This window comes from Paenibacillus tritici (assembly GCF_013204885.1).
GTDB lineage: Bacteria > Bacillota > Bacilli > Paenibacillales > Paenibacillaceae > Paenibacillus_AQ > Paenibacillus_AQ tritici.
Map to the genome: position 1 here is coordinate 285,061 of NZ_JABMKX010000009.1, position 18,207 is coordinate 303,267.

The 18,207-nt window shown below is 54.6% G+C and carries 17 protein-coding genes and 2 riboswitches; of the genes, 7 read left to right on the forward strand and 10 right to left on the reverse strand.

The window, feature by feature from the left end; translation table 11 throughout:
• Positions 1–328 precede the first annotated feature (328 nt).
• Together HQN87_RS18015 and HQN87_RS18020 are read right to left on the reverse strand one after the other, a co-directional pair.
• Positions 329–991 carry a response regulator transcription factor gene (locus HQN87_RS18015; protein ID WP_173136229.1) on the reverse strand — a complete coding sequence of 221 codons (663 nt, stop codon included), beginning with the start codon at positions 989–991 and terminating at the stop codon, positions 329–331.
• Between the two features lie 282 nt (positions 992–1,273).
• Positions 1,274–2,437, reverse strand: a complete 1,164-nt coding sequence (locus HQN87_RS18020) for a sensor histidine kinase (RefSeq protein ID WP_173136231.1) — start codon at positions 2,435–2,437, stop codon at positions 1,274–1,276.
• Between the two features lie 192 nt (positions 2,438–2,629).
• On the opposite strand from HQN87_RS18020, the gene HQN87_RS18025 reads away from it, so the two are divergent.
• From HQN87_RS18025 to HQN87_RS18045, 5 genes are all read left to right on the forward strand, one after another.
• Positions 2,630–3,565, forward strand: coding sequence for an ABC transporter ATP-binding protein (locus HQN87_RS18025; RefSeq protein WP_173136234.1), 936 nt, complete (start codon positions 2,630–2,632; stop codon positions 3,563–3,565).
• 15 nt (positions 3,566–3,580) lie between these two features.
• A complete protein-coding gene (locus tag HQN87_RS18030; protein ID WP_173136236.1) occupies positions 3,581–4,747 on the forward strand; it encodes an ABC transporter permease in 1,167 nt (388 codons plus the stop codon).
• A complete protein-coding gene (locus HQN87_RS18035) occupies positions 4,740–5,900 on the forward strand; it encodes an ABC transporter permease (RefSeq protein WP_173136238.1) in 1,161 nt (386 codons plus the stop codon). Before HQN87_RS18030 ends, HQN87_RS18035 begins: the two co-directional genes overlap by 8 nt.
• A gap of 105 nt (positions 5,901–6,005) precedes the next feature.
• Positions 6,006–6,329, forward strand: coding sequence for an L-rhamnose mutarotase (locus HQN87_RS18040; protein ID WP_173136240.1), 324 nt, complete (start codon positions 6,006–6,008; stop codon positions 6,327–6,329).
• Positions 6,330–6,923: 594 nt separating this feature from the next.
• Positions 6,924–7,754, forward strand: a complete 831-nt coding sequence (locus HQN87_RS18045; RefSeq protein ID WP_173136242.1) for a hypothetical protein — start codon at positions 6,924–6,926, stop codon at positions 7,752–7,754.
• 711 nt (positions 7,755–8,465) lie between these two features.
• Here the strand turns inward: HQN87_RS18045 and HQN87_RS18050 are convergent.
• The 4 genes from HQN87_RS18050 to HQN87_RS18065 form a co-directional block, all read right to left on the reverse strand.
• Positions 8,466–9,263, reverse strand: a complete 798-nt coding sequence (locus tag HQN87_RS18050) for an ABC transporter permease (RefSeq protein ID WP_173136244.1) — start codon at positions 9,261–9,263, stop codon at positions 8,466–8,468.
• A 19-nt stretch (positions 9,264–9,282) separates the two neighbouring features.
• Positions 9,283–10,089 (reverse strand): ABC transporter permease, encoded by an 807-nt coding sequence (locus tag HQN87_RS18055; RefSeq protein ID WP_173136395.1) that lies wholly within the window; start codon positions 10,087–10,089, stop codon positions 9,283–9,285.
• Positions 10,090–10,107: 18 nt separating this feature from the next.
• Positions 10,108–11,118, reverse strand: coding sequence for an ABC transporter ATP-binding protein (locus HQN87_RS18060; RefSeq protein ID WP_367272749.1), 1,011 nt, complete (start codon positions 11,116–11,118; stop codon positions 10,108–10,110).
• 118 nt (positions 11,119–11,236) lie between these two features.
• Positions 11,237–11,587, reverse strand: a complete 351-nt coding sequence (locus tag HQN87_RS18065; protein ID WP_173136249.1) for a hypothetical protein — start codon at positions 11,585–11,587, stop codon at positions 11,237–11,239.
• Between the two features lie 172 nt (positions 11,588–11,759).
• Here HQN87_RS18065 and HQN87_RS33035 point away from each other — a divergent pair, with 172 nt between their 5' ends.
• Positions 11,760–12,566 (forward strand): helix-turn-helix transcriptional regulator, encoded by an 807-nt coding sequence (locus tag HQN87_RS33035; protein WP_173136251.1) that lies wholly within the window; start codon positions 11,760–11,762, stop codon positions 12,564–12,566.
• 119 nt (positions 12,567–12,685) lie between these two features.
• Here the strand turns inward: HQN87_RS33035 and gcvPB are convergent, their stop codons facing one another.
• From gcvPB to gcvT, 3 genes are read right to left on the reverse strand one after another with little or no spacing between them, the layout of a single operon-like run.
• On the reverse strand, positions 12,686–14,146 hold the full coding sequence (gene gcvPB / locus HQN87_RS18075; RefSeq protein ID WP_173136253.1) for an aminomethyl-transferring glycine dehydrogenase subunit GcvPB: 1,461 nt from the start codon (positions 14,144–14,146) through the stop codon (positions 12,686–12,688).
• Positions 14,143–15,495, reverse strand: a complete 1,353-nt coding sequence (gcvPA, locus tag HQN87_RS18080; protein WP_173136255.1) for an aminomethyl-transferring glycine dehydrogenase subunit GcvPA — start codon at positions 15,493–15,495, stop codon at positions 14,143–14,145. Before gcvPA ends, gcvPB begins: the two co-directional genes overlap by 4 nt.
• On the reverse strand, positions 15,492–16,616 hold the full coding sequence (gcvT, locus tag HQN87_RS18085; protein WP_173136257.1) for a glycine cleavage system aminomethyltransferase GcvT: 1,125 nt from the start codon (positions 16,614–16,616) through the stop codon (positions 15,492–15,494). Before gcvT ends, gcvPA begins: the two co-directional genes overlap by 4 nt.
• 80 nt (positions 16,617–16,696) lie before the next feature.
• Positions 16,697–16,795: riboswitch (glycine riboswitch) on the reverse strand.
• 3 nt (positions 16,796–16,798) lie between these two features.
• Positions 16,799–16,896: riboswitch (glycine riboswitch) on the reverse strand.
• A gap of 184 nt (positions 16,897–17,080) precedes the next feature.
• On the opposite strand from gcvT, the gene gcvH reads away from it, so the two are divergent.
• Positions 17,081–17,473 (forward strand): glycine cleavage system protein GcvH, encoded by a 393-nt coding sequence (gene gcvH / locus HQN87_RS18090; protein WP_173136259.1) that lies wholly within the window; start codon positions 17,081–17,083, stop codon positions 17,471–17,473.
• 96 nt (positions 17,474–17,569) lie between these two features.
• Here gcvH and HQN87_RS18095 read toward each other — a convergent pair whose 3' ends face one another.
• Entirely contained in the window at positions 17,570–18,202 is a 633-nt protein-coding gene (locus HQN87_RS18095; RefSeq protein WP_173136261.1) for a hypothetical protein, read from the reverse strand.
• Positions 18,203–18,207 lie beyond the last annotated feature (5 nt).

An 18,207-nucleotide genomic window follows, 5' to 3' on the forward strand; every position in this document is an offset into this window, starting at 1 on the left:
GAAATCCTGCACTAAATGCAACAAAGTGTACTGTGATCTGCCGAGCAGATGGAAATCCTGCATGAAATACAACAATGTAGAGCCATTGCCTGCCTAAACGCGGGAAATCCTGCAAAAGATACAACAACTCGTGCTCTGTACCCATCGCTTCAAACCAATTCCTGCTTAAAGTACAACAATATAACCTCTGTAACCCACCAATCCGGGAACAGAAGCGATGAAGAGTGGTTTAGACGGTGATTGTAACTACTAATTTTTTGTTCCCGCTGTATCCTCCCCTACTCCCGAATCCCATTACTTTATTGCCCTGTCCCCATTCCTCCCGCCCCTACCGGTTCCCCTGCTCATTCTTCAGATACAGGATGGCGATTTGGGTCCGGTCGCGTACGCCGAGCTTGCTGAGGATGTCTGTAATATAGTTTTTGACCGTGCCTTCGCTCAGGAACAGCTTGGCGGCAATCTCTTTATTGGTGAGTCCCTCCGCGATGGAGGTGACTACGGCCTGCTCGGACTTGGTCAGACCATAGGAAGCAAGCGGCTGAGTCTGGGGGGCTTCCTGACTTGCGGACGGCTGAAGGAAGCCGGCCAGCTTACGGGCGATCTCGGGATGAATGAGCATATTGCCCTCATGTACTGTCTTGATGCCTTGAATGATCCGGTCCGGCGGAATGTTCTTAAGCAAATATCCGCTGGCTCCGCCCCGCAGAGCTTCTATAATGTATTCGTCATCATCGAAGGTAGTCAGCATCAGGACAGCTACGGACGGGTAGGCTTCTTTGATCAGGCGTGTGCCCTCAACCCCGCCGCAGCCCGGCATCCGGATGTCCATGAGTACCACATCTGCGCAGCCGGGCAGCGTCTTCAGCAAGGTGAGGGCCTCCAGGCCGTCCCCTGCCGTCCCGGCCACTTCAATATCAGCATCCAGGCCGATCAGTACCTTCAGGCTCTCGCGGATAAAAGAATCATCGTCAACAATCAGTACCTTAATCATAATCACAGAACCCCCTTTATTCTAAAATAATCCACTTATCGCCAACTTTCGCCTATTGCAGGTAGCTCCCCCCGTGGAATAGGCGTTTATAGCTAATAGCTTTCCTGTTCAATAGTTGTTATAGCAGGTAACTTCCCCGTAGAATAGGCGTTTACAGCTGATAGCCTTCCTGTTGAATACTCGTTATAGCGGGTAGCTTCCCCACAGAATGGATGTTTATTGCTTGTAGCTCCCCCATAGAATAGGGGTTTGTAGCTGATAGCCTTCCCGCAGCATAGATGTTTACATCGGATAGCCCTCCGGCTGCCGGTACACCGGCAGCCGGGTGATGACCGTGAACTGCGGCTGCAGCCGCAGCTCCAGCGTGCCTCCCATCAGAGCGCTGCGTTCCTTCATGCCTTTTAGGCCCATTCCGCTGGCATTGTGCAGTCTATGCAGAGAGGGATCGTCAGGCAGCTTCCCGTTATTCCCGGTCTCCATTCTCACTTCGTGGTCCGTATACGACATATTGATCCAGACCGAGTCGGCCTTGCCGTGCCGCAGCGCATTGGTGATGGCTTCCCGGGCATTGGTATACAGCACCACCTGAAGACTCGGGTAGAGCGGATAGGGAATTCCTTGAACGGTAAAAGAGGTAGCGATGCCGGTATCCCGGCCCACTTCTTCCAGCAGGCGGTCCAGCGCATAGGCACCTTCCAGCTGCGGGGTATGGTTAATCCGCTTCAGCGCAACCCGCATGTCGTCCATACTGCCGGAGAGCTGGTCCCGGATCTGGTTCATCATTTGCAGTCCTGTGTCGGGAGCCGCAGGCAGGGTATGGATAGCGGCTTCGGTCATCATCTTGACCCGGATCAGCCGATGGCCGATATCATCATGCAGCTGGCGTGCGATCCTCACCCGTTCCTCCGCCTGTGCCGCAAGCTCGACCTGGGAGGTGAACTGAAGCAGCCTTGAGCGGGCCTCTTCCAGCTCGAAGTGTTTTTTGCGCAGCTCATCATACAGAAACAAAGTATCGGCACGGCCGCGCCCTGCCCGGAGCAGCAGCACATTCAAGCCGGCAGCCAGCACAAAGGTGAGGTTGGTGGACACCCGCACGGCCGGGTCTGCGGTAAGGATAGCGGCATTCAGCAGTGCCAGGTGAATGCAGAAGAAGGCAATGGCTGTGTTCTTCTGCTGTGACCGGGTATAGGACAACACCGCAGACACAGCCGGAAAAACCATCAGCGGACTATACTGGTAACACAGCCAGGCGGTGAAGATCAGCTCCAGGCTTCCGGTCAGCGCAGAGAGTGAACGCGGCAGCCTTCCACCCAGTGTAGCCAGCAGCAGGTACAGCAGGAAATGCAGTGTGAACCTGTCATAGTCGGCATATTCATAGAGTTGAATGGACAGGATTGCCGGAATCATAATGAGACCGTAACGCAGCAGATTCAGTTCTCTGGTCAAATAAGCTCATCCTTTTATGAAAATATCAATGGTACATCAAATTCTTCTCAGGTCTTCATCTTAGCATATCAGCGCGGCTGTTCAGGAGATGACTTTGGTCACCTCTGAGGGATGACCTTTAGTACCTTCGGCTGCACCCGACCTGCGGTACAATAAGCTTACGAGAACGAAGGGAACAGGAGGAGTCGCGCAATGGCACTTGCAGTATTAAGTGATGTGGTGAAGAGATATGACGGCAAGCTGATTGTGGACCACGTGAATTTCAATATACAGGAGGGTGAGATCTTCGGCTTGCTGGGCCCGAACGGTGCCGGGAAGAGCACAACCATCAGCATGATCTGCGGTCTGCTTAAGGCGGACAACGGGGAGATTATCATCGACGGAGTGTCTGTCCGGGAGAAGCCGCTTGAGGTCAAAAAGCGTATCGGACTTGTGCCCCAGGAGCTGGCGTTATATGAGAATATGTCGGCGGCGGACAATGTAAGCTTCTTCGGCAAGCTCTATGGTCTGCGCGGCAAGCTGCTGAAGGAACGGACCCGGGAGGCGCTGGCCTTCACCGGCCTTAGCGACCGGGCCAGGGATAAGCCGTCCACCTTCTCGGGAGGAATGAAAAGACGGCTGAATATCGCCTGCGCTATCATGCACAGACCGCGCCTGATTATTATGGATGAGCCGACCGTCGGGATTGATCCGCAGTCGCGTAATCATATTCTGGAATCCGTGAAGTTGCTGAACCAGATGGGCTCGGCGGTGATCTATACAAGCCATTATATGGAGGAAGTTGCTGCGATCTGTGACCGGGTTGCCATTATGGACCAAGGGCATATCATTGCCTGCGGTACGGAGAGCGAGCTGCGGGAACGGGTGGCCCATGAGGAGAAAATCATTGTGAAGGCAGCGAACATCACCCCCGCCTTAGTGAAGGAGCTGGAGCAGCATCCCCGGGTCAGCCGGGTAGAAGCGGTGCAGGATGCTATAGCGCTATATCTGCCCTCCTCACAAAGTGCGCTGCAGGATATTTTGTTCATTTTCGCCAAGCACGAAGGGGTGATTGCCTCCCTTAACATCGAGGAGCCGGATCTGGAGACCTTGTTCCTCAGTCTGACCGGCCGGACATTGCGGGATTAGAGAGGGGAATAAGGTGTGAATACCTGGATCATTATGATGCATGAGCTGCGCAGGCTGTTCCGGTCACGGACGATGCTGCTCAATATGCTTCTGCTGCCGCTGGTGCTGATCTTTCTGCTGGGGGCTTCACTCTCCGGGGTGGTGGGGGCTAAGGAGGCCGCTAAGATAGAGCCGGTACGTGTAGCTGTTGTGAATACCGGAGACGGGGGAGCAGAGGCTTCTGTTATGACTAAGGCTTTTCTGGAGACGCCGGAAGTTAAGGATATCCTTATCCCTGTGGAGACAGGCAGCCGGGAGGCGGCAGAGAGCGGGCTACGTACAGGCAAATACGCTTATGCCGTTATTGTCCCCCCGGGCTTTGATCAGGGGGTGCAGCGCGGAGGGCAGGCGGAGCTGGAGTTCATTCTCGGCAAGGATCATACCGGTAACCTGGTGGCGGGTACGGCTTTTGACAATTTCCTGCGGGAGCTCAATTATAAACAGGCCGTAGCGGTTACACTCGGGCCGCAGGCCCTTACAGCTTCTTCGGCATCTGCCAAGAATACTGGAGTGGTGCTGGGAGAACTGAATAATGGCGGGAAGACGTATACGGCTGCCCAGTTCTATGCGGCTTCCATGCTGCTGATGTTTCTGCTGTACAGCGGGTTGACTGTAACAGGCTCACTTTTTGGCGACAGAGAGAACCGTACGCTGCTCCGAATTAATTCTATGCCGGTCAAAGACTGGCAGGTGTTCGTCGGCAAAATGCTGGGCGTGGGCCTTGTCAGTATTCTCCAGTGTCTGGCGATCATCCTGCTGTCTGATTGGCTGTTCGGTGTCTACTGGGGCAACCGCCCCGGACTGCTGCTGCTCTTCTGCCTGCTGATGATCATCGCTTCGATGACACTTTCCGTGCTGGTCTGCCTGTTCAGCCGGACATCGGCAACCGCTGCGAATATGATTAGTGTTCTGACTGTAGGGATGACCTTCATCAGTGGCGGGATGGCGCCGCTCCCCGATTCCTGGGTGAACAGCGTAGGTGCATTCACGCTTAACCACTGGGCGCAGCAGGCGATCATCCGTATGATGCTGCATTCCGGCCTGGAGCAGCTTCTGCCGAATCTGTGGGTCATGTGCCTCATCAGTGCGGTTCTGTTCGGAGCCGTCATTGTCTCATACCGGAAGGTGGGCTACCATGCATAAAATAATAACCATTGCCTGGAATATGGTCAGACGAAGCATAGGCACCGTCAAAGGTGTGATGATCTTCATCCTGCTTCCAAGCGTAGTGGTCGCTGCGATTATATCCTTTACCGGAGGTGCCGGGGAGGAGCAGGCCACAGTCTTGTATGCCAACTCGGATACGGGGGCAGCCGGTAAGCATCTGCTTGCGGAGCTTGCCAAGACCGGAGATTACAAGCTTGAAGAGCGCAGGGATGAAGCTGCATTGAAGGAGGCGACCATCGAGCAGGAGGGGACGGCCGGGTTATGGATTCCTGCGGGCTATTCGGCGTCTTTGATGGCGGGGCAGCAGCCGCAGGTTAGCGTCTATGAGCTGCGGGCAAGCGAAAGCTCGATGGTGCTGAGAATGAAGCTCACGGCCATCACCGCAAATATGGCTGAAGCTGCACAAGCAGTTGCGGCTGGCAGCAGCGGCACGGGTGATGTGCAGGCGCAGCTGGCTGCTGTGCTGAGGCAGGCAGAGCAGCATAACGTCGGAAGCACACGTACAGATTATAATTTGTATCCGCGGCAGACGCTGAGCGTCGTTACCGGTCTGACGCTGATGTTCCTGATGGCACTGGTAACGAGCTCTGTCTCCCTGATTACCGACGACCGCAGTGGGCGTACGATGATACGTATGTTCAGCGCTCCGGTCCGGTCTTATGAAATCGCGCTCGGTAATTTCCTGGGGAGCTTCCTTGTCGGGATGATTCAGATCCTTGTGGTCCTGTCACTGGGCAGATGGGTACTCCGCTACGATTACGGGATGCCGATGGCGCTCTACTTCCTGGTTCTCGCTGCTTTCATGCTGGTATCTATGGGCATCGCCAGCACCGTTGCCGGCCTGATCCGCAATCCGCGCAATGCCGGTATGCTGAACTCGCTGATCCTTACACCGACTTGTATGCTCGGGGGCTGCTTTTGGCCAATCTCCATCATGCCGGATTATATGCAGAAGCTGGCCAATTTCACGCCGCAAAAATGGGCCATACAGGCAGTGGACATTGCCGCTACCGGCGGAGGCTGGAATGAGCTGTGGCTGCCGTTTGCCATTCTGGGCCTGATGGCTGCAATTCTGCTGGCGGTAGGCTCTGCCATTCTCCGTCCGAATGAGGCAGGGATCAGCGCATGAGCTTGGGCGGTACCGTTCTCCGGACGGGATGTCCTAATCAGACATGTTCAAAACTCATTAATTCGTGATATGATCAGACCAAAGGAATTCTAGGAGGGTGAGAAGATGGGAAGCAACAAGTTGGCTTGGACCTGGAAGGTGAAAGAGGAATGCTTGGAGGAATACGTGCAGATGCATCTGGAGCCATGGCCGGAAATTCTGGAGGAGCACAGCAAGGCGGGCATCCGCAATTACTCCATTTTTCAGAACGGTAACCAGTTTTTCTATTGCTTTGAATGTGAGGATACGGAAGCGGCCTTTGCTTATATCGCGGGGAGTGAAGCTTGCAACCGCTGGAATGCGATCACCTCAAAGATGGTAGAGGGCTCCTTTGATTTCAATGATGCGGTTCCGATGGTGCCGCTGCGTGAAGTCTTCTATCTGAAGTAATTACTGCTGATTCTGTTATTCACCACGCTGGCCGGACACCTGTTTGCAAGGCTGGTCAGCCTGCGGTGCTGGGCAAGCTGCTTGTCGGTATCCTCTTCGGACCGGCTGTGATGGTAACGACACTCGTCACTCCGCCGCTGCTGAAGGGGATGTTCCGGTAGATTAGCTGATGCGAAAATGAGCTGCATAATAACCGTAGCTGCTCAACTAGGCAGTCCTTTACAAGATGGAGACTAGTCTTCTGCTAGCTAATTGAGCAAATTCTGCTTGGGTGAATGTACTATGTGCAATAGATTTCTCAATATTAGGAGTAAAAACCCATTCTGATGTATTCTATACAATAGATTTCTGCAATTCTGCCCCAAACCCCACTTTTACTTGATTCCTAATGTACAAAGTGCAACAGATTCCTTTTCAATGACTGATTACGGGGGCATCTGCTGTAGAAAGTACAATAGAAGTGGGGATGGGGGAATTTCGGTTTAATCTATATATTTAGTTACTATTTTTTAAACAAGAGAAGACATTATTTAAATTTGTGAGGAGTTGTATCACTATATAATGGGTTGTGCTCATAAAAATGCACAGAGGGGAATGAGTCCAATCCGATCTATAGGTACAACGCTGGCAGCGGGCGCGATCCTGTCATTCAGCCTGCTGCTGGGATGCAGCAATCAAGAAGCATCCAACCCGGTTACTCCGGCGGGAGAATCGGCAGAAGCCACTCCGTCTAATACTGCAACGTCTACCCCAGCTATATCAGCTACACCTGCTCTTATGGCTTCATCTACTCCAACTGCTTCACCAGCGATTCCGGCAACTCCGTCAGGTATTGCCAGCCAGTTCCTGCCCGAGGGTCTGGCCGATTCCGTCATTATCAATTCCGTTAATGAGGCTGGAACCGTCCGGGCGAGAGCCGCTACGGAGCGGGGCGAGCTGCTGATGATCTCCAGCGGTCCGGAGGAGCGGGGACATCTGAATGTGTCCAGCAATTATGGTCTCGAAGGGGATCAGACCTATCAGGCCGATTACTCCATAGTGTACCGTGAGGATGGTCAGGATCAGGAGTTATTGAAGTTTCCGGCACTCTTGTTCGTACGTCAATCAGATCAGGTCCTGAAGTTCGATAAAGTCAGCTTCAAGGATGCAGAGGTATACCTGCTTGCTCCCCAATATAAATCAGGGCATGGATTGGTTGCTTATGCCTTTGCGGTCAATAAAATAAGCGGAGAAGTGTTTCCCCTATCCTTCGTACAGGGTGAACTTGTACAAGATATGCTTGTCTACTCCGAAATTCAGCCCGCACCTGCTAACCTGAATGAACAGTTAGTTGTGCACTCGCCTGAGGGTGCCGGTGGGGACCCGGAGCTAAAGCCGCGGGTATACGATCTGGATCTCGACAAGCGGCAATTTATTGCACGGTAGAAGTAGAAGTAGAAGACTATTGAATGTACAAAGATCCCCTAAGTGAAGCATCAGACTCTAAATGGGGGACAACGCTGCCGGTAGGAATGAAGCCGGCGTTGTCTTATTGTATAGGAAATTATATTATCCGTCTGTTGTGGATAAGAGGCGTGGGCCGAATGTATGCGGAAAACCGAACACAATTGGGCTGAACGCGTCACGTAGGCCGAATGTATGCGGAAAACCGAATACAATGTGCTGATGCGAGTACGCGTGGGCTGAATGTAATCGAAAAACCGAACACATTTGGGCTGGACGCGCCGCGTGAGCCAAATGTATGCGGAAAACCGAATACAATGTGCTGGTGCGAAGGTGCGTGATCAGGATTCTCTGCAATGGGCAGAGGGATAAGGGAGGTAGCCATACGAGTTGACTGGACCGCAGAGGTTCTTAGATTATCCACCCGCAGGGTGATTCTGTTCTTAGTTCTCCTCAGTGGTTTAAAGGTTGATCGTTCTACCGGTTGTAATACCCGCTTAAGCAGCGGAGGGGACGGAACGATTGTGGAGAAGCGGCAGCGTTCGCCTTTGTGTCCGGATTTTCACCGCTAAGGTAAAAATGATAATAAAATCTGGACACAACAGCGATCGGAACAACGGTCCGTTCACGGAGCGTCCACCCGTGTGCCAACGCCGATCCAGCTCCTAAATGGGAGACTAACTCGCTTTCCGTTCAATTCCCCGTACTCTCATACCTCGACAACCCGTACCGGAAGATCCCATAAGCCGCAGCCGCGCTCCCTATGGCCGCGACAGGGGCGAGCAGCCACCAGCCGGACCAGCCGCTTTTGCCGAAGATATAGGTCGCCGGATAAAAGCTGATGAACGCATAGGGCAGCACCGTAGAAATAAAGATGCGGATCGCCTGTGGGAACAGTGTGATGGGGTATTTGGCCAGATCGGACAGATTATGCACCATAAGCGGAAAGGCATTGCCCGCATTGCGAATCCAGAAGGCCGCAGAATTGCCCGCGAGATTGATAGATACCCGGATGATGACCGCAGTTAGGAACAGCAGGAATAGAATGGCGGCTTTGCCTACGGTCCAGTGGATAGGGCTGTGCGCAAGCGACTGCCAGATGATGACGCCGCCGATGAGCAGATTGCCAAGCCCGTTGATGCCGATCCCGGTGCAGAATACCTGAAGGACAACCGGCACCGGCCGCAGCAGATACCGGTCCAGCTCACCCGTGTTCACCAGCCTTCCGAGGCGCCAGGTGCCTTCAAAGAACAGCGACCCCGCTCCCTCCGTCAGGAAGATCATGGCGTACATAAAAGTAACTTCCCAGAACTGCCAGCCGTGAATATCCGGAATCCGGTCATAGATGACCCACAGGAAAACAAACCCCAGCACCTGCGTCAACGCGGCCGAGCACATCAAAATATAAAAATCCTTATTATATTCCAGAATAGCTTTGAGCTGCTGCACATACAGCCTTCTATAGAGATACAGCATTTGTGAAGTTTTCATTCTGCGTCCTCCCTCTGCCTTAGCCTCCATGAATGGTCACCTGCCGGACCGCCCAGTTCCACATGGCTTTGCCGGCGATCCAGAGCGCCGCTCCCCACAGGAGCTGAAGGCCGATCAGCCGCAGACTCTCCCCGGTATCTGCCTGCTGCAGAAAGATCATCGTCGGTGTGTGAATAATAGCCTGGAAGGGCAGCAGCAGGGCCAGCTTCTCCAGCCAGTCCGGGAAGAAAGCCAGCGGCACCAGAGCGCCGGACAGGAGGTTGGTGAGCGCAATCCGGGTCCAGACAATACCCAGTGATCCGGTAGACCAGAAGCATAATAGAGCCGCCAGATAGACGACGCCGAATTTGACCACCACTGCGCAGAGCAAACTGACCGCGAACAGCAGGTAGACGATCAACGAATGGGGAAAGGTGACTCCGGTAAGGAACGTGGCGAACAGGATCAGCAGGACCGTACTCATTGCGCCTTCCAGCAGGCTTGCGCCCAAGGTCTCTGCGAATCTGGCGGTCTGGAAATCAACCGGCTTCAGCAGGTCCATCGCGACGCTGCCGTCAAGGATTTTGATGGAGATGGCGGTCTCGGAATACCAGGACAATACGGAATTGGCCAGGAAGGTCACCAGCAGATAGGTTTTCATCTGATCCCAGGAGTAGCCGCCAACCACCCCGCGCCCGCCGTAGATCCCCTGCCAGAGAAAAAAGATAGCGACCAGATTGATAGAATTCGCCAGCACATTAATGATATAAGAGTTCCGGTAGGCCATCACATTTTGCAGGGAGCGATTGGCGATGCTGCGGTATTTTTTAAGCGGGGCTGCTGTCATCACGGTGTGCATTCCTCCTTATTCCCCGGTTCCGTTCAGGTCCAGATGGCCGTCATAGACAGCCTTGATGACCTGCTCAATATGGGTGTCCTCCATGCGGAAGTCGATCACTTCACCATGTCTCATCACCCGGCTAACTACCTCACTGGCGGTATATTCATATCTGTCAAAAGAGACGGAGAACTCCAGCGCGCTCTGCTCTTCAAGCTTCATGCCGGGCGTCAGGGCGAGCTGCGCAAGTAATTCCGGCATAGGCGATCCGGCCTGGAAGAAGATGACGCGGTTTTTGGCAAAACGGGCTTTGACTTCGCTCAGGGTGCCGTCATAAATAATTGCCCCGTGATCAATGATCACCAGCCGTTTGCACAGGTCCTCAATGTCGCCCAAATCATGAGTCGTCAGCATCACAGTAGTCTTCTGCTCCTGATTGATCTGTCTAATGAATCCGCGGATCTTCTGCTTCACGGATACGTCGAGGCCAATCGTCGGCTCATCGAGATACAGAATCGGCGGGTTGTGCAGCAGGGCTGCGGCCAGATCGGCACGCATCCGCTGACCCAGGGAGAGCTTCCGCGCCGACAGGTGAATGAACTCACCCATCCCCAGCATGTCTGTGAACAGGTCCATATTCTTCTTATAGAGGGCATCGGGAATCTGATAGATATCCTTCAGCAGCGAGAAAGACTCGGCAATCGGAATATCCCACCACAGCTGGGTACGCTGCCCGAATACTGCGCCGATCTGGGCGGCATTCTCCATTCTTCTTTTGTACGGATTGATACCGTTTACAGAAACGCTGCCGGAGGAAGGCATCAGAATGCCGGTCAGCATCTTGATGGTGGTCGATTTACCGGCGCCATTCGGACCCACATAGGCAACCGTCTCGCCTGCTTCGATCCTCAGATCCAGCGGCTTCACCGCTACTTTCTCGATATGCCGGGGCACGAACAGATGCTTCACCGCCCCCTTGAGGCCCGGTTCCTTCACAGCCTGCATGAAGGACTTGCTCAGCCCTCTGGCTTCAATCATACTCAAGGCTAACCCTCCTATGTAAAAGGTAAAAGACGTAGGAATAAATATATCACTATGGGAATGTCGAATACTATCGTTTTAGGTCGAATGTGAAAAAACGGCATCCCCCGGCGGCCTACACGAACCGGGATTTGCCGCTTCGCTTAAGGAAGGACTTAACGGCGAACCCCAGCAGCAGGGGCAAGGCGAGCTGAACCTCAAGTCTCCAGTCAACTGCATACAGATCAATGAGGTGCAGCTGCTTCAAAAATACATAGATCACGTTGTATATGAGGAAGAAACAGCTGAAGGTGAGCAGAGGGATTAGGGTAAGCACCCCTTGGTTCCGCAGCAGCCGGTATCCCGCAAGAATGAGAAGGGTATAGCCGGCCATGATCAGCAGGGCCTCATTGCTGCCGAAGCGCAGGAAAGATACGATGGCGGTGGCCAGATTCAGAGCAGCCGATAGATAACCGATGCGAAGCATGTCGAACCTCCCGGAATTTTGGTTGAATGGGTTACAGATTTCTACATTTTACAGCGCTTACGCGGGCTTTTACAGGTCCAACAGTGAATGTTCATTATTCCGTGATTGTATGTTATAATGCTTTCTTTTAAAATCGGATATATAGGAAATGGTAAATATGGAGGGGATCGACGTGAGAGTCTTTGATCGACCGAGAGCATGGAGTATGCCTGGAGATTTGGAAGCAAGCGAGCTTGAAGCCTTCCGGCCGCTGGAGGCAGCTCAAGCAGATGTGCATGGCACGGTGTCCGGGGCGGGTTCTTCTGCAGAATCCAAAGAGCATATCTATCATCGGGCTATGATTGCTTCGATCCGAAGTGAAATGAATAAGTTAAGCCAGCTGCTCTCGATTCCTTATGTCGTGTTTTTGACGGACAAGGCAGGCACTATTCTGGAGCTGGTCTACTCTTCCCCGGATACCCGGACGGAGATGGAGCAGGCGGAACTGCGGCCGGGGGTCAGCTTATGCAGAGAGCGGGCGGGAATGAATGCCGTATCGCTGGCCATGGAGATGAAGTGCATCGGGGTCGTGCGGGGAGCGGAGCATTCGGATCAGGCCTTCCGGAACTGGAACTGCGTATGCGCACCGCTGCAGGATCATAATACTGTCTACGGGTATGTCGATATTTCGTTTAATAGAGTAGAGCCGATTGAATTCGCCATACCCTTCGTGCAGCAGATTGCCGAGAATGTGATGGGGAAGTGGATGGAGAAGAACCCGGAGATGCAGCAGTACCGGCTCGAAGCCACTTTACAGGCATATAAGCTGACCGCACGGGAGCAGGAGGTGGCACGGCTATGGCTGCTTGAGAAAAGCGCGCTGCACATCGGGAGCGACCTGGGGATCAGTGAAGGCACGGTGCGCAATATGCTGAAGAGCATTTACAGTAAAATGCGGGTGAATGACCGCTTTCAGTTCGTCAAACGGCTTACGCCGTAGACGCCGCCTCTCCATATCCGCGGTACATACAGAATAGCCGGGCAGCGATACTGACGTATCACTTGCCCGGCTATTTTAAAATAAGGGTGGTGCAGCGGTGTATGTCTATTATTGAAGGTTTATCCGCAGGAGCAGTTCAGTACCGGCTTACGCGCAGCCTGCGTCTCATCCAGCCGGCTGATCTCTGTGGTGTGCGGTGCATTGATCACGATCTCTGGTGTCTCCTCGGCTTCCTTGACAATCCGGATCATCGTCTCAATGAAGCCGTCGAGCGTCTCCTTGCTCTCGGTCTCGGTCGGCTCAATCATCATACATTCCTCTACGGTCAGCGGGAAGTAGACCGTCGGCGGATGATAACCGAAGTCGAGCAGCCGTTTGGCTACATCCAGGGTGCGCACGCCGTATTGCTTAAGGCGTCTGCCGGACATGACGAATTCATGCTTGCAGACCCCCGGGAAGGGAATCTCGAAGTAAGGGGCCAGCCGGTGCATCATATAGTTGGCGTTCAGCACCGCATTCTCGGAGACCTCGCGCAGGCCGTCCGGCCCGTAGGTGCGGATATAGGCATAAGCACGGACGAGAATGCCGAAGTTGCCGTAAAAGGCTTTGACGCGGCCGATGGATTCCGGCCCGCCGCAGTCGAGCGAGAAGCTGCCGTCTTCGTTCTGCGCCACGGTTGGCTGCGGCAGGAACGGAATCAGCTTCGCCTTCACGCCAACCGGTCCGGCTCCCGGACCCCCGCCGCCGTGCGGCGTACTCATCGTCTTGTGCAGGTTGAGATGGACCACATCGAAGCCCATATCGCCCGGGCGGGTAATGCCCATAATCGCGTTGGAGTTCGCTCCATCGTAATAGAGCAGACCGCCTGCTTCATGCACAATGGCCGCGATTTCTACGATCTGCGTCTCGAAGAGTCCGAGCGTGCTCGGGTTCGTCAGCATCAGCGCAGCGGTGTCGCTGCCGACAGCGGCCTTCAGCGCTTCAAGATCGACCATTCCCTTGTCGTTAGAGGGGATGGTCACGGTGTCGAGTCCGGCCGCTGCGGCGCTGGCGGGGTTAGTCCCGTGTGAGGAATCCGGCACGATCACCTTGGAGCGGACTTCGCCGCGGCTCTCGTGATAGGCGCGGATCATCATCAGGCCGGTCCATTCGCCATGGGCTCCGGCAGCAGGCTGAAGGGATACGGCATCCATGCCGGTCAGTCCGGCGAGATCCTTTTGCAGCGTGTACATCAATTCAAGCGCACCCTGAATGCTCTCTTCCGGCTGGTACGGGTGGATCTTGGACAGGCCGGGGAAGCGGGCGACATCTTCGTTAATTTTCGGGTTATACTTCATCGTGCAGGAGCCGAGCGGATAGAAGCCGTTATCGACGCCGAAGTTGCGGCGCGACAGGGAGGTATAGTGGCGGATGACATCCACTTCAGAGACCTCCGGCAGCAGTACAGGTTCGCTGCGCAGCAGCCCTTCAGGAATGAGTGAGCCAAGGCCCTCGTCCTGCGGCACATCACACAGCGGCAAAGAGTAGGCCGAACGGCCGGGACGGCTTAATTCGAAGATCAGACTTTGTTCCGGTTTCATAGACAGCCCTCCAGTGCGCTTGCGAATTCGTCAATTTCGGTCTTGCTTCGTTTCTCCGTTACGGCAACCAGCATATGTCCGGCCAGCTCGGGGTAATCCCGGCTTAAGTCATATCCGCCGAGATAGCCTTCCTTCAGCAGCTTGGAGTTCACCGCACTCACACTGCTGCCTTCCGGCAGCTTCAGTACAAATTCATTGAAGAACGGGGCGCTGAAGACGCGCTCTGCCCCGGCAATGGCAGCCAGCCTGCCGGCGGCGTAATGACTCTTGCGGATGTTCAGCTCGCCAACCTCACGCATCCCCTCTTTGCCCATCACGGATAAGTAGACAGAGGCGCACAGCGCCAGCAGCGCCTGGTTGGAGCAGATATTCGAGGTCGCCTTCTCGCGGCGGATATGCTGCTCCCGCGCCTGAAGGGTCAAGACGAAGCCGCGCTTACCGTTACGGTCAACGGTCTGGCCGACGATACGGCCCGGCATCCGGCGCATTAACGGCTCGGCAACGGCGAAGAATCCGCAGGTCGGACCGCCGAGCGAAGCGGCAATACCGAGCGGCTGCGCGTCGCCGACGACGATGTCGGCGCCAAGCCGTCCGGGCGATTCCAGTACGCCCAGCGCAATCGGATTCGCGCTGACGACAAGCAGTCCCTTGACCGCATGGATCAGCGGTTCGATCCCGCGCAGATCCTCAATGCCGCCGAAGAAGTTGGGGGACTGAACCAGAACGGCGGCGGTATCACCGTCGATTGCGGCGGCCAGCTGTGCGAGGTCCGTCACACCATCTGCATAGTCGATCTCTACAATTTGCAGGCCCCAGGCATTGGCGGAGGTGCGCAGCACCTGCCGTGCTTCAGGATGCACCGTGCGGGAGACAATCAGCTTCTTGCGTTTGGTAGCTCCGGCGGCCAGCACTGCTGCTTCGGAGAAGGCGGTTGCGCCGTCATACATACTGGCATTGGCAACCTTCATGCCGGTCAGCTCACAGATATAGGACTGGAATTCAAAGATCGCCTGAAGTTCGCCCTGGCTGATCTCCGGCTGGTAAGGAGTGTAGGCAGTATAGAATTCCGAACGGGAAATTACATGGTTGATGACGACCGGAACGTGGTGGTCGTACAATCCGGCGCCCAGGAAGCTGGTGTGGGTGTCGAAGTCGGCATTCTTGTCAGCCAGGCCCTTCATATGGCGAAGCAGTGCGTATTCGTCCAGAGCGCCGGACATCGGCATTGTTCCCTGGTAGCGGACAGACTGCGGAATATCGGCGAACAGCTCGTCGATGGACTGAATGCCTACGGTTTCCATCATTTCTGCACGGTCTTGCTCCGTCATGGGCAGATAGCGGTGCTTCATTGGGGCTTCACTCCTTGGCTCTTTTTGTAGAACGGGGCTTTGATGACAACAGCCTTAAGCTGCTTGCCGCGGATCTCCACATACACCTCTGTGCCGGTCTCCGTATAGGCAGCATCCAGCAGGGCGAGTCCGAGATTCCGTTTCAGTGTCGGGGATTGGGTGCCGGTTGTGACTTCACCGATCTTCACTCCGTCCGCATACACGGGATAGTGGGAGCGGGGGATACCGCGGTCGATCATCTCAAGACCTACCAGGCGGCGCGGCAGGCCGGCTTCCTTCTGCTTCAGCAGGGCATCGCGGCCGATAAAATCAGCTTTGTCCAGCTTCACGAAGAACTGGACACCGGCTTCGAGCGGAGTGATATCCGCTGACAGCTCCTGGCCGTACAGCGGCAGCTTGGCCTCGAAACGCAGCGTGTCGCGTGCGCCGAGTCCGGCAGGAGTCAGGCCATGCGGAGCGCCTGCCTCGAGCAGGCCGTTCCAGAGAGCAGCCGCTGTATCTGCGGGAGCGTACAGCTCGAAGCCGTCTTCGCCGGTATACCCGGTGCGGGAGAGCAGGACAGTTACACCGCAGACCTCAGCTTGCTCGATGAAGTGGAAGGGCTTAAGCTCCGGGAGCGGGACCTGCGTGACCTGGGCAAGAATAGTCTCCGCCAGCGGTCCTTGCAGCGCGAGCAGCAGGGTCTCGTCAGAGACGTTTTTCAGGCTGACACCGCTGAACTCAGGTGTGAGATGCTCCTGCAGCCACTGGAAGTCCTTGTCGATATTGGAGGCATTGACAACAAGCATGTAACGCTCCTCGCCCAGCCGGTACACGAGCAGATCGTCAACCACTCCGCCGCCCGGATAGAGCATAAGCGTATACTGCGCTGCGCCGTCCTCCAGGCGGCTGACATCATTGGTGGTCATGAGCTGCAGGAAGGCCTCGGAGCCGCTGCCGGTAACCATGAATTCTCCCATGTGGGATACATCGAACAATCCGGCGCGTTCACGGACGGCTTCATGCTCCTTAACGATTCCTGTGAACTGCACCGGCAGCTCCCAGCCGCCGAAATCAATGCATCTGGACTCCGCATAGGCGGAATAGAGGTCATAAAAAGGCGTTCTTCTCAAAGACTCCATCTCGTCACTCCCTTGGTCTGTTTATATACAAAAAAGGACAGGCGAAAGCCATTATGCATACACGCATAAATGAACTTTCGCTCTGTCCTTTGTACCTGAGAGTTACCCTGCAGTAACGCGCAGGTTTCCCCGTTGGTGATCCGTGAGACCTGCGCGGCAGGCCTGGATGCTCTCCAGAGATGCGTCCGGCAAAGGTCCTTTTGCCTGAGAGATTCACCCATCCCGGGCTTACTCCTTCGGCGCTGTCTTCCTGTGAGACAGTCTCTCCCTATGCCATCATTCGCAAACGATATGATATTCTACTGACTCCATTAAACCGGGTAACCCTCCATACTGTCAATCAAAAAACGTCAAAAAGTTGACAAATTAAATTTTACTGTCAGTTATATTGACATTAGGCAAGTCAATAAATTAGGCTATAACTAAATTTAGAACTCCAAATGTGGAAAAGAGGCGGCTTGTAAATGAGTGAAGTGCTGGACAACCTGGTATACAGCGAAGAGCATGAATGGGCACAGCAGGGTGAGGGACGCGTAGTACGTGTAGGCATTACGGATCATGCGCAGCATCTGCTCGGCGACATCGTGTTTGTAGAATTTCCGGAAGTCGGGGCAGCGATCTCCGCAGGCGATAGTGTAGGCAGCATTGAATCCGTGAAGACAGTATCGGAGCTGTATTCACCGGTATCGGGGACGGTCACCAAGATCAATGACGCCCTGGAGACCAGCCCGGAGCTGATCAACGACCAGCCATACGGCGGCGGATGGATTTTTGAGCTGGAGCTTGACGGTGAGTTCGCCGAGGCGGCTTCCGGTCTGCTGGACGCGGCTGCTTATAAGGAATTGGTTGGGGAATAAGGTTCAGCTTAGTTGCTGAACGGCTGGATACGACAGGCTTCTCTTATTACATTAGATGTCACTAATGTGAGAGGTCTGTCTTTTTGCGTCTTTATATCATTCTGGAAAGCCAAGCAGCCCCGGATAAATGTTTGGAGCCAGATGCCACAGGAAGGGCAGAAGAGCCAGGCCCGCAACGGAAAATACAGAGCACAGCAGCAGGAAACGGTAACTTTTTTGCGGACGGGTGGCGGGCTTGAGCACGAAATAATACACTCCGGCTGAATAAAACGGAAAAAGCACGGCGGCAGACATCCCCATACAAACGATAAATGTTGCTTCCCCGGCAGAGCTGGGGATCATGGCGTCGGGGTTATAAACCGGATTGACCTGTAAAAAGAGGAGAAGAAACGTCGAATACGCGCTCAGCAGAAGCAGGGGGAAACAGCGGATACGCCCATTCCCGGACAGGCCGTAGAGCATCCACCAGACCCCAAACCAGGCCAGGGCGAAGATAGCTCCGGCAATAAGGTAATCAGCGCCAATTGCAATCAGCTTGTCCAGCGGATAGACGCGGGCCAGGTCTCCCCAGAAGTAACCGGAGGAGAAGAACTGCATGAAGGCGGCAAAAAATCCGACAAAGAGGGTAAGCATCCCCTGGGCAATAATGATCGTGATCAGAGAAACTGCCAGCCGCAAAAACCTGAAAAAACCTGCGGCCTCCGGTGCCGCTCCGTTTGTATCCTGCATAGCGG

What these genes read in the sequence shown, in the direction of transcription:
- HQN87_RS18015 (WP_173136229.1), bottom strand. Translation starts at nt 991, where the DNA reads ATGATTAAGGTACTGATTGTTGACGATGATTCTTTTATCCGCGAGAGC.
- HQN87_RS18025 (WP_173136234.1), top strand. Translation starts at nt 2,630, where the DNA reads ATGGCACTTGCAGTATTAAGTGATGTGGTGAAGAGATATGACGGCAAG.
- HQN87_RS18035 (WP_173136238.1), top strand. Translation starts at nt 4,740, where the DNA reads ATGCATAAAATAATAACCATTGCCTGGAATATGGTCAGACGAAGCATA.
- HQN87_RS18040 (WP_173136240.1), top strand. Translation starts at nt 6,006, where the DNA reads ATGGGAAGCAACAAGTTGGCTTGGACCTGGAAGGTGAAAGAGGAATGC.
- HQN87_RS18045 (WP_173136242.1), top strand. Translation starts at nt 6,924, where the DNA reads ATGAGTCCAATCCGATCTATAGGTACAACGCTGGCAGCGGGCGCGATC.
- HQN87_RS18050 (WP_173136244.1), bottom strand. Translation starts at nt 9,263, where the DNA reads ATGAAAACTTCACAAATGCTGTATCTCTATAGAAGGCTGTATGTGCAG.
- HQN87_RS18055 (WP_173136395.1), bottom strand. Translation starts at nt 10,089, where the DNA reads ATGACAGCAGCCCCGCTTAAAAAATACCGCAGCATCGCCAATCGCTCC.
- HQN87_RS18060 (WP_367272749.1), bottom strand. Translation starts at nt 11,118, where the DNA reads ATGATTGAAGCCAGAGGGCTGAGCAAGTCCTTCATGCAGGCTGTGAAG.
- HQN87_RS18065 (WP_173136249.1), bottom strand. Translation starts at nt 11,587, where the DNA reads ATGCTTCGCATCGGTTATCTATCGGCTGCTCTGAATCTGGCCACCGCC.
- gcvPB (WP_173136253.1), bottom strand. Translation starts at nt 14,146, where the DNA reads ATGAAACCGGAACAAAGTCTGATCTTCGAATTAAGCCGTCCCGGCCGT.
- gcvPA (WP_173136255.1), bottom strand. Translation starts at nt 15,495, where the DNA reads ATGAAGCACCGCTATCTGCCCATGACGGAGCAAGACCGTGCAGAAATG.
- gcvT (WP_173136257.1), bottom strand. Translation starts at nt 16,616, where the DNA reads ATGGAGTCTTTGAGAAGAACGCCTTTTTATGACCTCTATTCCGCCTAT.
- gcvH (WP_173136259.1), top strand. Translation starts at nt 17,081, where the DNA reads ATGAGTGAAGTGCTGGACAACCTGGTATACAGCGAAGAGCATGAATGG.
- HQN87_RS18095 (WP_173136261.1), bottom strand. Translation starts at nt 18,202, where the DNA reads ATGCAGGATACAAACGGAGCGGCACCGGAGGCCGCAGGTTTTTTCAGG.